Source organism: Streptomyces sp. ATexAB-D23, from assembly GCF_000373645.1.
GTDB lineage: Bacteria > Actinomycetota > Actinomycetes > Streptomycetales > Streptomycetaceae > Streptomyces > Streptomyces castrisilvae.
Genome location: NZ_KB892004.1, coordinates 185,198 through 199,558, shown reverse-complemented (window position 1 = coordinate 199,558; position 14,361 = coordinate 185,198). Strand labels below are relative to the sequence as shown.

The window sequence follows — 14,361 nt, the reverse complement described above, 5'->3', positions numbered from 1 at the left end:
TACGGCACGCCGCCCCCGGTGGCCGGGCGGTTGCAGCGTCCATCCGGGTGAGGCGCGATGGAATCCGGACGCGCCTTCTCTGCTGGACCCACCCACAGGACGCGCCCGGGCGAGGAGGAATCGGACATGGGAGCCGCTGACGGTTTCACGGATTCCGGAGAGCTCGACGGCCTGACGGTGTACGACACCGAGGGCGAAAAGATCGGCAACGTGGGCCGGGTGTATGTCGACGACAGCACCGGCCGCCCGGACTGGATCACGGTGAAGACCGGCCTGTTCGGTATGAAGGAGAGTTTCGTGCCTCTCGCCGGAGCCCGTCGAGTGGGCTCCGACCTGCACATATCCCACCCGAAGGACCAGGTCAAGGAAGCTCCCCGGGTGGACGCGGACGCGCATCTGTCCGTCTCCGAGGAGGAGGAGCTGTACCGGCACTACGGCCTGACCCGGAACACCAAGGACAACCTCGGCAACCGCTCCGGTACCGACGCCCCGACCACCACGGGCACCGGCACGATGGGCGCGGCGGGCACGGGCGCGGCCGCGGGAGCCGGGGCCGGGGCCATGGGCGCGGCCGGCAGGTCCGGCAACGACCGGACGCGGACGGCCGGCACCACCCCGGAGGCCGCCGGCATGACCGGTACCGGAAAGCACCGGGACGCCGACGCCGCCGGCACGGGCCGTCCGCTGGTCGGAGCCGGTGCGGGCGCCGAACGGTCCGCCGCCGACCCGGGCGGCAAGGACGAGCTGATCCGCTCCGAGGAACAGCTGCACATCGGCACCGAGGAGTACGAGAGCGGCAGGGCCCGCCTGCACAAGTACGTCGTCACCGAGAACGTCACGCGCACGGTGCCGGTCTCGCACGAGGAGGTGCGGGTGGTCCGTGAACCCCTGCAGCCCGGCGACAAGGGAGCGGGCCGTGGGGACCTCACCGAGCAGGACGTGGAGGTCACGCTGCACGCCGAGCGCGCCACCATGCGCAAGGAGGCGGTCCCGGTCGAACGCGTGCGGATGGAAACCAAGAAGGTGACGGAGCAGAAGGAGGTCTCCGCCGAGCTGCGCAAGGAGCAGATCGACTACGCGGACGGCACCACCAAGGGCGGAAAGGACATGGGCGGAAAGGACACGGGCGGCGACTTCGGCCGGGGACGCCACCGCTGACCCCCGCCGCCGTACCGGCCCTACCGCACGAAGAGCGAGGGGCGGACCCCCAGTCGGGTCCGCCCTCTCGCATGTCTTCCGGGTCGGTCCCGCTCAGGGACGCCGGGGGCGGAAGCGCACCGAGGGCCGCCCCTGCGGGCCCTCCGGGGTCACGACGGCCCGCACCCGGTAGACGTCCTCGATCAGCTCCTCGGTGATCACCTGCTCCGGAGTGCCGCCCGCGACCGCCCGTCCCCCGCTCATCACCACGATCCGGTCGCAGAACATCGCGGCCATATTGAGGTCGTGCAGGGCGATGACGGCGGTCAGCGGCAGTGCGGCGACCAGCGACAGCAGCTCCAGCTGGTGCTGGATGTCGAGGTGGTTGGTCGGCTCGTCCAGCAGGAGTTCGCGCGGCTGCTGGGCGAGCGCGCGGGCGATCTGGACGCGCTGGCGCTCCCCGCCGGAGAGCGTGTGCCAGGACTGGTCCCGGTGTCCGGTGAGACCGGTACGTTCCAGCGCCTCGTCCACCGCCGCCGCGTCTGCCTCCGACGGGGGTGACCAGGCGCGGCGGTGCGGGATGCGGCCCAGGCGTACGACGTCCAGGACGCACAGCTCGTCCTGTGTGACGGCGTGCTGGTCGACGACCGCGACGCGGCGGGCCACCGCACGCCGGCCGACGGAGGCGAGCGGGTCGCCGTCGAGCGTGACCACGCCCGCGTGCGGCGCGAGTACCCCGGCCAGGACGCGCAGCAGCGTGGACTTGCCGGAGCCGTTGGGGCCGATCAGCCCGACGGTGCTGCCCGGCTCGGGCGCGAGCGACACGCCGTCCAGGACGAGGCGGCCGCCGGCTTCCCTGCCGACCCGGTCGGCCCTGAGGCCGCCGGTCGCGGTTTCGCTCATGTGGCCCGCCTGGTGCGGTAGAGGACGAGGACGAAGGCGGGGACCCCGATCAGGGCGGTGACGACGCCCACCGGAACCTCCTGCGGATCGAGGACGGTGCGGGCGAGCGTGTCGACCCAGACCAGGAAGACGGCCCCGGCGAGCGCGGTGACCGGCAGCAGCCTGCGGTGGCCCGAGCCGGCGAGGGCGCGGGCGGCGTGCGGCAGCACCAGTCCGACGAAGCCGATGGCGCCGGCCGAGCTGACGAGTGCGGCGGTCAGCAGCGCGGTCGTGCACAGCAGGACGGTCCGGGTGCGTCCGACATGGACACCGAGGGCGGCGGCCGCCTCCTGGCCGAAGGCGAACGCGTCGAGCGTCCGGGCGTGGCCGAGGCACACCAGCAGCGCCACGGCGAGGACGGCCGAGCAGAGCCACACATCGGTCCAGCCGACGCCGCCGAGCGAGCCGAGGAGCCAGAAGAGCACCCCGCGGGTCTGCTCGGCGTCGGCGGCCGTCATGACGACGAAGGAGGTGAGCGCGGAGAAGAGCTGCATGGCCGCGACACCGGACAGGACGACCCGGTCGGTGCTGCCGCCGAGGGTGTGACTGAGCAGCATGACCAGGGCGAAGGAGCAGAGCGCCCCGATGAACGCGCCGGCCGGCAGGGAGATCGCTCCCCCGCCGACGCCGAGCACGACGACCAGGACCGCGCCGGTGGACGCCCCGGAGGAGACGCCGAGGACGAACGGGTCGGCCAGCGGGTTGCGCAGCAGGGACTGCATGACGGTGCCGCAGACCGCGAGCCCCGCGCCGCAGACGGCGGCGAGCAGGGTGCGCGGCATGCGCAGGTTCCAGATGATGCCGTCGCGGATCGGGCTGAGCCGCGCCTCGCCGATGCCGAGGTGGGAGGCGACCGCGGACCAGACGTCGACCACGGAGATCCGGGCCGGGCCGATGGTGACGGCCACCGCGACGGACAGGGCGAGCAGCAGGAGGCCGCCGGTCCAGAGGAGCCCGCCGCCCAGGCCCCGCAGGCGGGGGCGGCCGCGGGTGCCGGCCGCCGGCGCCGTGTGTTCGCGCGGCGCCGCGGTCCTCTCGGTGTCCGTCACCCCGCGAACCCGAACTCGCGGAGCCCGGCGGCCACCTGCTCCACGCCCTCGACCGTGCGGATGGACGGGTTCATGGCCTGGCCGCTGAGCAGGACGTAGCGCTTGTGGCGGACGGCGTCCATCTTCTTGGTGACCGGGTTCGACTCCAGGAAGGCGATCTTCCCGGCGGCGCTCTCCGCGGTCTGCGACTTGCGGGTCAGGTCGCCGATGACCAGGACGTCCGGGTTGCGGTCGGCGACGGTCTCCCAGTTGATCTGGGGCCACTCGTCGTGGGTGTCGTCGAAGGCGTTCTTCACGCCGAGTTCCCGGCTGATGATGCCGGGGGCTCCGCAGCATCCCGCCAGGTAGGGGGCTTCGGAGTTGGCGAACCAGTACAGGACGGAGGCGTCGGAGGCGTCGATGCCCTCGGCCGCCTCGCGGACCCGGGTGCGCAGCTGCGCGACGAGCTTCTCGCCGCGCTCCGGTACGCCGAACACGCGGGCCAGGTCGCGTACTTCGCCGTAGACGCTGTCCATGGTCAGGGCGCCGGTGCGGACGCCGTCGCCGTCCTTGGTGTTGTCCTTGGCCGTGCAGTCGGCGGGCGAGACGTAGGTGGGGACGCCCAGCTTCTCGAACTGCTCGCGGGGCGCGACACCGCCCTTGGCGAGGGTCGACTCGAAGGACGCGCTGACGAAGTCGGGCTCCTGGTCGAGGACCTTCTCCGACGAGGGGCGGTTGTCGGCGATCCTGGTCACCGACGCGTTGGCCTTCTCCAGGCCCTTCATCACCGGGTCGGTCCAGGTGGCCGTGGCCGCGATCCGGTCGGCGAGGCCGAGCGAGAGCAGGATCTCGGTCGAGCCCTGGTCGACGGAGACGGCGCGCCGGGGCGCGGTCTTCACGGTGACGGTGTGTCCGCAGTTCTTGAGTGTGACCGGATAGCCCCCGGCCTTCCCCTGGGCGCCGGTCTCCTCGCGCGGGCTCTGGCTCTGGCCACAGGCCGTCAGCAGCAGGAGGGCGGTGGTGAACAGGGCGGCGGAACGGGCGGGGCCGGCTATGGGCACGGGGTACCTCGGCGTCTCTGGGCCCATGCGCGGGGCCCGCTGTACGGTGTCCGCCGCCCGGTCCGGGCGCCGGTTGCCAGCAGGTCTTCGGACTCGGGTTCGCTCGGACGGGACGCCTTCCCGGGAGACGGTGGGTCTCCCAGTGGCCGTGGCCCCGCCCGTCCCCCTCACCGCTGCGCGTCAGTTCCGGATTCGCACCGGATTCCCTGACCCCATACGTGGAGTTCGACTGGCTCCGGCACGCTACCACGAGCGTCCGCGCAGCTCAGCGGCGGTAACAGCCGGTGGCGGACGGCCCCGTCCGCCACCGGCCGGCCCGGCGGTCAGGGGCGCCGGAGCGCCACCACCGCGTTGTGACCGCCGAAGCCGAAGGAGTGGCTGATGGCGCGGCCGACGGGCCGCACCAGCGGCTGCTTGGTGACGCAGTCGATGTCGAACCCGGGCGCGGGGGCGTCCAGGTTCGCGACGGGCGGGATGACTCCGCGCTGGAGTGTGAGGATCGTCAGCCCGGCCTCGATCGCCCCGGCCGCGCCCATGCAGTGGCCCAGTACGCCCTTGGGCGCGGTGACGGGGGGCCGGTGCGGGTACACACGGCTGATGAGGGCGGCTTCGGCGGCGTCGTTGCGCTGGGTCGCGGTGCCGTGCGCGTTGATGTGCTCGACTTCCTCGGCCCGCCAGCCCGCGTCGCGCAGCGCGGCCTCGACGGCTGCCTGGGCGATCCGGCCGTCGGGGTGCGGGCTGGTGGGGTGGTGGGCGTCCGTGGTGGCGCCGGCACCGGCGAGCAGGGCGCGGGGTTCGGCGCCCCTGGCCTCGGCGTCGTCCGCCCGCTCCAGCACCATGACGGCGGCGCCCTCTCCCATGACGAGGCCGGCCCGGTCGGCGGCGAAGGGGCGGCTGAGCCGGGACAGGTCGCCGTCCGCGCGGGCGGCGGCCCCGGACCTGGCGAATCCGGTCATGGCGATCGGGAAGACCGTCGATTCGGTGGCTCCCGCGATGGCCACGTCGCACTGCCCGGTGGCGAGCAGGTCCCGGGCGACCGACAACGCGGTGACGCCCGACGAACACGCCGTGCAAGGGGCCATGCTGGGGCCGGTGGCCCGCATCTCGATGGCGATCTCGGCGGCCGGCATGTTGGGGATGGTCAGCAGGACGCCGGCCGGCGAGGTCGCCTCCGGCCCCCTCCTTTCCAGCACCAGCGCCTGGTCGGTGAGGTGGGCGGAGCCGCCGCTGCTGGTGCCGACGACGACGGCGACCCGGCTGCCGTCCCAGCCGGCCGGGTCGAGACCCGCGTCGGCGACCGCCTCGCGGGCGGCGAGTACCGCGAACTTGACGTATCTGCCCATGCGGAAGGCCGTACGGCGGCCGACCGTCGCGTCCAGGTCGATGCCGTCGACCATGCAGGCGAAGTCGATCTCGCACCCTTCGAGGGCGGCGACGGTGCGGGCGGGACTGACGGCGGCGCACACGCCGTCCCAGGTGGACTCGGTGTCGTTGCCGACCGGGGTGATCATGCCCAGCCCCGTGACGGCGATGGCCGGTGTCTTCATCGGGCGTTGCTCACCGGGGCCCCGCCGTCGGCCGACGCGCGGAGGAACTCCGTGAGAGCGGCGAGGGTGGTCTGCCGGTGCAGGGTGGCGGAGTCCAGTTCGACCCCGGTGGTCTCCCTGAGGACGACGGCGAACTCGGCGACCGCGAGAGAGTCCATGTCCAGGCTGTCCATCGTGGATTCCGGGAGGATCTCGGCCACGGGCACCTTGAAGGTACGGCTGAGTACGTCGGTGATCCGGGGGTGAATCGTGCTCATGGTCTTCCTTTCCTCATTCCCATCCGGTGGGGGCGTCCGGGCGGCGGCGCGCACCGCCCGACGCCGGAGTAACTCGGCAGCGTCGTTCCGGTTACGCCTTGCGGCGAACCGATTCGCCACTGCCCGGTCGCGGCGGGACGCACCAGCGCGCGAACAGGGCGACGGTGCTCCAGTAGGCGAGGAGTACGGCGCCCGCCACGAGGGCCTGTCCGGCGTCCGCCGCGCGACGCGTCCGCGTGCCCGTCATCGGCTCTCCCCCGCTTCCTTCCGGGCGGCGGCGGTGTGCCAGTGGGCGTCCGGGTCGTCGTACGCGTCGGCGTAACGGGCCCCCGTGATCGGCCAGTCGTCGAGCACCTCGTCGGGAAACGCGAAGGAGTCGGCGAGCTCCGGCAGCCGGGGCGCCACCGCGCCGATCAGCCGCTCGACGCACTCGGTGAGGTCCTCGACCTGGCCGGCGCCCAGGTGGCCCGCCGCGAGCAGGACCCCGCTGCTGCGCGCGACCTGGCCCAGGGCGAACAGCCGGGCGAGTTCGTCCAGCCGGTCGCGGGCCGGCCCGGCGGGCAGGGCGTCGACCGCGTCCGCGTACGCCTCGGCGGCCTGCCGGGCGGCGTGCGTCTCGACCCCGCGCAGTGCGGGCCCGGACGCCGCGTTCCACCGCTCCAGCGGGTCGCCGTGCGCCACCGGGGCCATGCGCGCCGCCGCCTGCGCGAAGCGGATCTCCTCCACCCGCTCCAGGAGGCGGACCAGGAACCGCAGGTCGGTGAGGTCGCCGGCCGGCGGATGGGCGGCCGGCTCGTGCGCGGGGCCTGCCGTGGCGGCGAAGACCATGGTGGCGGCGGCCCTGGCATGGACGGCGAGGTTGTCGCCCTCGGCGGTGATGGCGCCCTCCACCCCGGTGACGAGCGCGGTCAGCCCGTTGTTCTCCAGCAGGCCCTGGGCGCCGCAGCGTTCCCGGCTCTCGACGATCACCTCGCGGGCCCGCCAGGTGATCCACCCCTTGGCGATGTCGACCAGCCGCTCGGCCACCTCGCGCCCGGCCGCGGGGCCCGCCGCGGCGGCCTCCCAGCGGTCCAGGACCCTGCGGTGCAGCAGGCTCATGGCGAAGACAGTGGCCATGGCCTCGGCGAGCGGCCCGTGGTGGCTGCGGTGGGCGATCACCGGCACCCGCGGCGAGCGGCGGCCCGCGGAGACGTACCGGTGGCCGCCGTAGCGCACGGCGACGGCCAGCGTGGCGCGGGCGGAGCCGACGGCGCTGGCGCTCATGCAGATGCGGCCCGTGACGACCCGGGCGATCGAGGCGAGGAAGCGGCGTCTGCGGCCCTCGGTGGCGCTGCGGAACACCCCGTCGTCGTCGATCCGCCCCTGCGGGCCAGCGAGCAGGGCGTCGCGGCGTACGAAAACCTGGTCGAAGGAGGTCAGGCAGTGGTCGACGGGGCTGCCCATCCGTGCCGGGAGTCTGCGGACGCGTACGCCGGGCAGTGGGCGGGCGGCGTCCGTGAGCGGCACGAGCAGGAGGAAGACGCCGTGGTCGGTGCCGTCGGCGATCAGGCGTGCGGCGACGAGCCCGGACTTGGGGCCGCCGGCCGGTCCGGTGTTGGGCATGAACTTCTGGGCACCGCAGTGCGGGGTGTGCACGACGAACCCGTCGCGCACGGGGTCGTAGGTGGCGGTCGTCTCGATGGCGGCGGCGTCGTTACCGTGGTCGACCTCCGTGCACAGGAACGTCCCGGTGCGCCGCAGCAGCAGGTAGTCCGACAGGTCGCGGGGGCAGCCGGTGTCGTGGTCGATGAGGCTGCCGAGGAAGAGGTTGTAGTGGATGCCGGCGATGGTGGCGAGCGCCGGGTCGACCGGGGCGAGCCATTCGTGCAGCGCGGCCAGGGCCCGGGGGTCACAGGCCGGGCGGGCCGCGCTGTCCAGGGCGTCGTTGAGGGTGCGCAGCCGGGCGTACGCGCGTGCGAGGCGCTCCTCCGGGGTGCCGCCCGTCCGCGGCCCGGTGGGCAGGCGGAACGGTTCGGTGGCGATGAGCCTGCGCCAGAAGCCGTGCTCGCGGTGGGCGTCGGCGCCGAGGAGCACGGAGGTGAGCGGGCGGGCGAGGGGGTCGGCACCGGTCCCCGGGGCGTCGGGGCTGTCGAGAGTGGTGGTCATACACGGGGAACGACCGGCGCACCGTCAGGACACCGTGATCGCGCAGTTGTTCACCTGCCGGCGTGCCGGATGTGTTCGAAGGCGAGCGCGACGTTGTGTCCGCCGAAGCCGAAGGAATGGCTGACGGCCCGCTCCACCCGCTGGTGTCGCGGCTGCTTGGTCACGCAGTCGATGTCCCACTCGGCGGGCGGGGCCTCCAGGTTGGCGATGGGCGGGACGACGCCGTGTTCCAGGGTCAGCACGGTGGCGGCGGCCTCGATCGCGCCGCCGGCGGCGAGGGTGTGGCCGATGACGCCCTTGGGGGCGGTCACCGAGGGGCGGTGGGGGAAGAGGCGGGCGATCAGGCCGGCCTCCATGGCGTCGTTCAGCGGGGTCGAGGTGCCGTGGGCGTTGATGTGGTCGACCTCGTGTGCGGCCCATCCGGCGCCGTCCAGGGCCGCTTCGACGGCGCGCCGGGCGCCGTGGCCGCCGGGGTCGGGGGCGGTGGGGTGGTGGGCGTCCGTGGCGGCTCCGGCCCCGGCGAGGACGGCCCGCGCCCTGCCTCCCCGGGCCGCCGCGTGCCCGGACCGCTCCAGGACCAGCACGGCGGCGCCCTCGCCGAGGACGAAGCCGTCGCGGTCGGCGGCGAACGGCCGGGACGCGGCAGACGGGTCCGCGGTGCGTACGGACAGCGCGCCCATCTGCGCGAAGGCCGTCACCACCAGGGGGGTCAGCACGGATTCGGCGCCGCCCGCGATCACGATGTCGCACCGGCCGGTGGCCAGGAGGTCGTGGGCGGTGGCGAGGGCGGTGGCGCCCGAGGCGCAGGCCGTGGCCGGGGCGAGGCTCGGGCCGCGGGCCCCCAGGTCGATGGCGATCTCGCCGGCGGCCGCGTTGGGCATCATCATCGGCGCCAGGAGCGGGGAGACGGCCTGCGGGCCGCCGCTGTCGAGCCTGCGGACGTTGTCCACGAGGGCGGTGACGCCGCCGACGCCGACGCCCAGCACGACGCCCACCCGGTCGCCGTCCCAGCCCGGCGGGCGCAGCCCGGCGTCGGCGACGGCTCGGCGCGCGGCGACCAGGGCCAGCTTCACGAACCGCGCCATCCGCCAGCCGGCCCGCCCGCCGACCGCTTCGTCCAGGTCGGTCCCGTCGGCCCGGCAGGCGAAGTCGGCCGGCAGACCGGCCAGTTCCTCACAGCGCCTGGCCACCGACCGGCCCGCGCACAGGCCGGCCCAGAAGGCGTCCTCGTCGGCGCCCACGGGCGTCACCAGGCCCAGGCCCGTCACCACGGTCGTGTCCTTCTCCCGCGCCATGCCGCGGACCTCCCCTGCCTCGTTCGGACCCACCGAAGGGCCAACGCGGCAGGCACCGCCGAGGGTGCGGGCAGCCGTGCCGAATGTGTCCGCCGGCGGGTGGCCGGTGTCCTCAGTTCTCCAAGGCGTCGGCCACGAGCTCCAGGAACCTGGCGTGCGCATGGGCGCTGCACACCGGTTCCGGGTTCCACGGCACCACCCGGGCCGCGCCCGCGACGGCCGTCCAGCCGGCGTTGGACCGGAGCTCGTCCAGCGGCGTGGCGTTGGACCGGATGTCGGCGAGGACGACGGCGGGGCGCAGGCCGGCGGCCTCGGTGTAGGCGGTCGTGGACCAGTTGGCACCCGGCCCTTCGGCGGGCTCCACGAGGTTGACGCCCAATTCGCTCAGCACCCGCAGCTCGGGCCACATGCGGGGGCGGGCCAGGTGCGCCTGTTCCTGGCCCGCCGGTGACAGGGCCAGGACCGTCGGCCCGTCACCGGCCGCGTTGAGCGCGCGCAGCCGGTTCCTGGCGGCGTCCAGCTCCCGGGTCGCCGCCGCGGGCTCCTCGGCACCGAGCGAGCGGGCCAGTCGGGCGAAGCGCTCACCGATCTCGGCGAGGGTGCGCGCCTGGCCGACGTCGATGACGACGACCGGGACGTGGCCCTCCAGGTGTTTGGCGGTCTCCGGGTCGAGGCCGTAGACCTGGCCGCCGCCGTAGCTGACGGCGACCACGAGGTCCGGCGCGCCGCGCAGCAGGGCGTCCACGTCCAGGGCGGGGCCCGCCCCGGCGTACGCGATCTCGTCCAGGGGGAGCGAGCCGGTCTTCGCCGCGTCGGGCGCGGCGGGGTCGTCGTGACCGGAGCCGAACAGGCCGGCCGGCCGTATCCCGTGGTCCCACAGGGTCGCGCCTGCCTGGATGTAGGCGAGCACCCGCTGCGGGCGCTCCTCGCGGGCCGCCAACTGCCCGCGGTCGTCGGTGAACTGCCAACCGGTCCGTTCCCTCACGTCACACGCCTCCCAGCCGGAACGCGCCGCCCGGCGGCGGCGGTCAACGAGTACCTGCCCAGCGAATCCCGGCGGCACCCTCTGGAGTGACGAAAGGTCCTACAGATCCGCCTCCGTGCCGCGTACCAGGTAGGTGACGGGCCCGGGGTCGGGGACGTGGATCTCTCTGAAGCCGAGCCGGTCGTAGAAGGCCCTGGCCGGGGTGTTGGCGGTGAGCATGGACAGATGGACACCCGCGACGCCCCTGGTGTTCAGGGCCGCGAGGAAGGTGCGCATCAGGTCTCTGCCGTACCCCTTGCGCTGCCAGTCGGGCAGCAGGTCGATGTGCAGGTGGGCGGGGTGGGCGGCGAGTTCGGGCAGGACCATCCGCTCGGGGTCGTGCAGGAGGGCGGTCATCTCGTCGGTGGGGCTGCGCGGCGGGCCTTCGGGGCGCGGGTAGCGGTCCTCCACCCGGGGCAGCCACCGCTCGCGGAACTGCTTCACGAAGCGCGGTGTGTCGGCGGTGCCGAGGATGTATCCGACCGCGCGGCCGGTGCCGTCGTCGAGGACGAAGGTGAGGTCGGGCTCCAGGACGGCGTAGGGCGTGGCGAAGATCGACGGCACCAGTTCGGGGTCGGGGTACAGGTGCCGGGCGTCGTCGCCGCCCGCTGCCGTGCGTATGCAGATGTCCGAGAGGGCGGCGCGGTCGCCGGGGTGGTAGGCCCGTGGGCCGGGGAGCTGGGTCACGGAGTCATCCTGCCGATGCTGAGAGCGCTCCCACAAGGGCCGGGCCGGGTCCTCGCGGAGGACTTCACCGCGAAGAACCGGCCACGGGCGGGGTGTTCTCAGGGGTTGACGGCCGTCAGGAGGACGACGGCGTCCTCCAGGGCGAGCAGCCCGTGCCGCTCCTGCGGGATCGGGTGCAGGCGGCCGGGCGCCAGTTCCACGTCGCCGGACGCGGCGGTGAGCCGGACCGAGCCGCGCAGCACCTGGAGCGAGGCGGCGGGCGGGGCGTTGTGCTCGTCGAGCGCGGAGCCCGAGGTCAGCGCGATGACGGTCTGGCGCAGCGGGTCCTGGTGGAGCAGGAGGTGGGCGCTGCGGCCGTGCGGGGAGGTGCGGGCGGCGGCCAGGTGCTCGGCGGCGAGGGCGTTCAGATCGTTGGGAGCGTCCATATGCCCACTGTGCCGCAGCCCCGGCCCGGCCGCGAACCTGCGGCCCGGCCACGGTCGCGCTCCCACGCGTCCGCGACCGGGCCGGGGTGCGGCCGCGGCGGTGTCAGGCGCGCAGCCACACCGCCGTGTCCTGCGGGAGGCGTCCCGCCCCGTCCAGGGGGCCGCTGGCGAGCAGCAGCGCGCTGTGCGGGGGCAGGGCCGCGGCGTCGGCGGCCAGATTGACGACGCACAGGAGTCCGTCGGTCCGGGCGAAGGCGAGCACACCGGGCGCGGCGTCCAGCCAGGTCAGCCGCTGGATGCCGGGCTCCCCCCCGGTCCCGAAGCCGGGTTCGGTGCGCCGCAGCCGCAGGGCCTCGCGGTAGAGGCTGAGCATCGAGTCCGGGTCCGTGCTCTGGACGTCGGCGGCGTACCCGGACCAGTCGTCCGGCTGCGGGAGCCAGGGGTCCATGGTGGCCCCGAATCCGGCGTGCGGTTCGCCGGCCGCCCAGGGCAGCGGGACGCGGCAGCCGTCCCGGCCCGGGTCGGTGCCGTTCTTGCGGAAGTGCATCGGGTCCTGGATGCGGTCCAGCGGGATGTCGGCCTCCGGCAGCCCGAGTTCCTCGCCCTGGTAGAGGTAGGCCGCGCCGGGCAGGGCCAGCGAGAGGAGGGCCGCGGCGCGGGCCCGGCGGGTGCCGAGCGCCAGGTCGGTGGGGGTGCCGAAGGTCTTGGCCGCGAAGTCGAACCCGGTCTCCGCGCGGCCGTAGCGGGTGACGGTCCGGGTCACGTCGTGATTGCACAGCACCCAGGTGGCGGGCGCGCCGACCGAGGCGTGCTCGGCGAGGGTGTCGTCGATGGCGGTCCTGAGCAGTCCGGCCTCCCAGGGGCAGGCCAGGAAGTTGAAGTTGAAGGCGGTGTGCAGTTCGTCGGGGCGCAGGTAGCGGGCGAACCGCTCGGTGTCGGGGAGCCAGACCTCGCCGACGAAGACCCCGCCGTACTCGTCGGCTATGGCGCGCCAGGAGCGGTAGATGTCGTGCAGTTCGTCCCGGTCCACGAAGGGGTGCGGGTCGGTGCCGATGACGAAGTCGGGCAGCGCGGGGTCCTTGGCGAGCAGGGCGGCGGAGTCGATGCGCACGCCCGCGACGCCGCGTTCGAACCAGAAGCGCAGCACGTCCTCGTGCTCCTGGCGGACAGCGGGGTGGGCCCAGTTGAGGTCGGGCTGCTGGGTGGCGAAGAGGTGGAGGTACCACTCGCCGTCCTCCAGCCTGGTCCAGGGGGTGCCGCCGAATTCGGAGACCCAGTCGTTGGGGGGGATCTCACCGTTCGCGCCGCGGCCCTTGCGGAAGTGGAAGAGGTCGCGTTCGGGGCTGCCGGAGCCGGCTTCGAGGGCGGCACGGAACCAGGCGTGCTGGTCGGAGACGTGGTTGGGCACGATGTCGATGATGGTGCGGATGCCCAGTTCGCGGGCCTCGGCGATCAGTTTCTCGGCTTCGGCGAGGGTGCCGAAGGCGGGGTCGATCGTGCGGTAGTCGGCCACGTCGTAGCCGCCGTCGGCCAGGGGCGACAGGTACCAGGGGGTGAACCAGAGCGCGTCCACGCCCAGTTCCACGAGGTAGGGAAGCTTGGCCCGTACCCCCGCCAGATCGCCGGTACCGTCGCCGTCGCCGTCGGCGAAGCTGCGTACGTAGATCTGGTAGATGGCGGCGTCGCGCCACCAGTGTGCGGTGGCCTCGGACGGACGGTTGGCTGCCACGTGGCGTTCCTTTCGGGCAGGTGGTACTCCGCCGCCGGCCCGGCAAGCGGGGCAGGATGGAAGGGCCGGCGGCGGAGTGCTGAGGGGGTGGCGGTCCGGGGGCGTGCCCCCCGGGGCGGGAGTCAGCCCTTGAGGCCGCCCGCGGTCAGACCGCTCATGATGTTGCGCTGGAAGATCAGGAAGATGAGCAGCGTGGGGATCGAGGCGATGGTGAGTGCGGCGATGAGGACGTTCTCCGGTACACCGCTGGCCAGTGAGTAGATGCCCACGTTGAGCGTCTGCTTGTTCGGGTCGGGCAGGGTGAGCATCGGCCAGAGGAAGTCCTTCCACACGCCGACGACGGCGAAGATGGACACGACTCCGAGGATCGGCCGGGAGATGGGCAGGACGATCGAGCGCAGGGTGCGCAGGGGTGAGGCGCCGTCCATGGCGGCGGCGTCGAGCAGTTCGCCGGGGATGGAGTCGAAGAACCGCTTCAGCAGGAAGATGTTGAAGGCGTTGGTGACCGACGGCAGCCAGATCGCCCAGGGCGAGTTGACGAGGTTCCGCTGGAAGACGGGCACGTCCAGGACCGTGAGGTACTGCGGGACGACGAGCACGGTGGCGGGGATCATCAGGGTGGCCAGCATCATGCCGAGGATGACCTTGCCGAACACCGGCCGCAGCTTGGAGAGCGAGTAGGCGGCCGCGACGTCGAAGATCAGCTGGAAGGCGAGCGCTCCGAAGGCGTAGTACAGGGTGTTGAAGAGCAGCCTGGACAGGTCCATCACGGTCCAGGCCTGCTTGTAGTTCTCGGTGTGGATGGAGCTGGGGAAGGCGGTGGGCGGGCTCTGCACCACTTCCTGGGTGGTCTTGAGGCCGCCGGTGACCATCCAGTACAGGGGGCCGAGGAAGACCACCGTGAACAGGACCATCACCAGGGCGAAGACGACCCAGTAGAAGACCTTGCCGCGGCGTCTGCCGAGCTGGGCCGGTGAGATCAGGGTGCGCTGCCGGCTGCGGTCGGCGGCGCCCTCGTTCCCGCGCCGGGCCGACTTGCGTGCGGTGCTCCCGCGCCGGGAGACCAACGTGTTCGATGCCATGG

Annotated in this window: 14 protein-coding genes and 1 riboswitch; of the genes, 1 reads left to right on the top strand and 13 read right to left on the bottom strand. The window is 73.6% G+C overall.

Annotated elements, in window-relative coordinates:
* Positions 1–126 precede the first annotated feature (126 nt).
* On the top strand, positions 127–1,158 hold the full coding sequence (locus B082_RS0106685) for a PRC and DUF2382 domain-containing protein (protein WP_018551038.1): 1,032 nt from the start codon (positions 127–129) through the stop codon (positions 1,156–1,158).
* Positions 1,159–1,251: 93 nt separating this feature from the next.
* Here the strand turns inward: B082_RS0106685 and B082_RS0106680 are convergent, their stop codons facing one another.
* The 13 genes from B082_RS0106680 to B082_RS0106620 all read right to left on the bottom strand — a co-directional run bounded on the left by B082_RS0106680 (position 1,252) and on the right by B082_RS0106620 (position 14,359).
* On the bottom strand, positions 1,252–2,040 hold the full coding sequence (locus B082_RS0106680; RefSeq protein ID WP_018551037.1) for an ABC transporter ATP-binding protein: 789 nt from the start codon (positions 2,038–2,040) through the stop codon (positions 1,252–1,254).
* Positions 2,037–3,128 (bottom strand): iron chelate uptake ABC transporter family permease subunit, encoded by a 1,092-nt coding sequence (locus tag B082_RS0106675; RefSeq protein ID WP_018551036.1) that lies wholly within the window; start codon positions 3,126–3,128, stop codon positions 2,037–2,039. The genes B082_RS0106680 and B082_RS0106675 overlap by 4 nt, the downstream gene beginning before the upstream one ends.
* Positions 3,125–4,195, bottom strand: coding sequence for an ABC transporter substrate-binding protein (locus B082_RS0106670; RefSeq protein ID WP_037709571.1), 1,071 nt, complete (start codon positions 4,193–4,195; stop codon positions 3,125–3,127). Before B082_RS0106670 ends, B082_RS0106675 begins: the two co-directional genes overlap by 4 nt.
* A 33-nt stretch (positions 4,196–4,228) precedes the next feature.
* A riboswitch (cobalamin riboswitch) is annotated at positions 4,229–4,417 on the bottom strand.
* 74 nt (positions 4,418–4,491) lie between these two features.
* Complete coding sequence (locus tag B082_RS0106665; protein ID WP_018551034.1) at positions 4,492–5,715, bottom strand: beta-ketoacyl-[acyl-carrier-protein] synthase family protein; 1,224 nt, start codon at positions 5,713–5,715, stop codon at positions 4,492–4,494.
* Positions 5,712–5,972 (bottom strand): acyl carrier protein, encoded by a 261-nt coding sequence (locus B082_RS0106660; protein ID WP_018551033.1) that lies wholly within the window; start codon positions 5,970–5,972, stop codon positions 5,712–5,714. The genes B082_RS0106665 and B082_RS0106660 overlap by 4 nt, the downstream gene beginning before the upstream one ends.
* A gap of 91 nt (positions 5,973–6,063) precedes the next feature.
* Positions 6,064–6,219, bottom strand: coding sequence for a hypothetical protein (locus B082_RS39145; RefSeq protein WP_018551032.1), 156 nt, complete (start codon positions 6,217–6,219; stop codon positions 6,064–6,066).
* Positions 6,216–8,117: an acyl-CoA dehydrogenase gene (locus B082_RS0106650; protein ID WP_018551031.1), complete on the bottom strand. Its 1,902-nt coding sequence runs from the start codon at positions 8,115–8,117 to the stop codon at positions 6,216–6,218. Before B082_RS0106650 ends, B082_RS39145 begins: the two co-directional genes overlap by 4 nt.
* 50 nt (positions 8,118–8,167) lie before the next feature.
* On the bottom strand, positions 8,168–9,412 hold the full coding sequence (locus tag B082_RS0106645) for a beta-ketoacyl-[acyl-carrier-protein] synthase family protein (RefSeq protein WP_018551030.1): 1,245 nt from the start codon (positions 9,410–9,412) through the stop codon (positions 8,168–8,170).
* A gap of 112 nt (positions 9,413–9,524) precedes the next feature.
* Complete coding sequence (locus B082_RS0106640; RefSeq protein ID WP_018551029.1) at positions 9,525–10,397, bottom strand: hypothetical protein; 873 nt, start codon at positions 10,395–10,397, stop codon at positions 9,525–9,527.
* 99 nt (positions 10,398–10,496) lie between these two features.
* Positions 10,497–11,123 carry a GNAT family N-acetyltransferase gene (locus B082_RS0106635; RefSeq protein ID WP_018551028.1) on the bottom strand — a complete coding sequence of 209 codons (627 nt, stop codon included), beginning with the start codon at positions 11,121–11,123 and terminating at the stop codon, positions 10,497–10,499.
* A 98-nt stretch (positions 11,124–11,221) separates the two neighbouring features.
* Positions 11,222–11,548 (bottom strand): cupin, encoded by a 327-nt coding sequence (locus B082_RS0106630; RefSeq protein ID WP_018551027.1) that lies wholly within the window; start codon positions 11,546–11,548, stop codon positions 11,222–11,224.
* A gap of 103 nt (positions 11,549–11,651) precedes the next feature.
* A complete protein-coding gene (locus tag B082_RS0106625) occupies positions 11,652–13,277 on the bottom strand; it encodes a glycoside hydrolase family 13 protein (RefSeq protein ID WP_018551026.1) in 1,626 nt (541 codons plus the stop codon).
* A 122-nt stretch (positions 13,278–13,399) separates the two neighbouring features.
* Positions 13,400–14,359, bottom strand: coding sequence for a carbohydrate ABC transporter permease (locus B082_RS0106620; protein ID WP_018551025.1), 960 nt, complete (start codon positions 14,357–14,359; stop codon positions 13,400–13,402).
* Positions 14,360–14,361 lie beyond the last annotated feature (2 nt).

What these genes read in the sequence shown, in the direction of transcription:
- B082_RS0106665 (WP_018551034.1), bottom strand. Translation starts at nt 5,715, where the DNA reads ATGAAGACACCGGCCATCGCCGTCACGGGGCTGGGCATGATCACCCCG.
- B082_RS0106645 (WP_018551030.1), bottom strand. Translation starts at nt 9,412, where the DNA reads ATGGCGCGGGAGAAGGACACGACCGTGGTGACGGGCCTGGGCCTGGTG.
- B082_RS0106630 (WP_018551027.1), bottom strand. Translation starts at nt 11,548, where the DNA reads ATGGACGCTCCCAACGATCTGAACGCCCTCGCCGCCGAGCACCTGGCC.
- B082_RS0106620 (WP_018551025.1), bottom strand. Translation starts at nt 14,359, where the DNA reads ATGGCATCGAACACGTTGGTCTCCCGGCGCGGGAGCACCGCACGCAAG.
- B082_RS0106685 (WP_018551038.1), top strand. Translation starts at nt 127, where the DNA reads ATGGGAGCCGCTGACGGTTTCACGGATTCCGGAGAGCTCGACGGCCTG.
- B082_RS0106650 (WP_018551031.1), bottom strand. Translation starts at nt 8,117, where the DNA reads ATGACCACCACTCTCGACAGCCCCGACGCCCCGGGGACCGGTGCCGAC.
- B082_RS0106660 (WP_018551033.1), bottom strand. Translation starts at nt 5,972, where the DNA reads ATGAGCACGATTCACCCCCGGATCACCGACGTACTCAGCCGTACCTTC.
- B082_RS39145 (WP_018551032.1), bottom strand. Translation starts at nt 6,219, where the DNA reads ATGACGGGCACGCGGACGCGTCGCGCGGCGGACGCCGGACAGGCCCTC.
- B082_RS0106670 (WP_037709571.1), bottom strand. Translation starts at nt 4,195, where the DNA reads ATGGGCCCAGAGACGCCGAGGTACCCCGTGCCCATAGCCGGCCCCGCC.
- B082_RS0106680 (WP_018551037.1), bottom strand. Translation starts at nt 2,040, where the DNA reads ATGAGCGAAACCGCGACCGGCGGCCTCAGGGCCGACCGGGTCGGCAGG.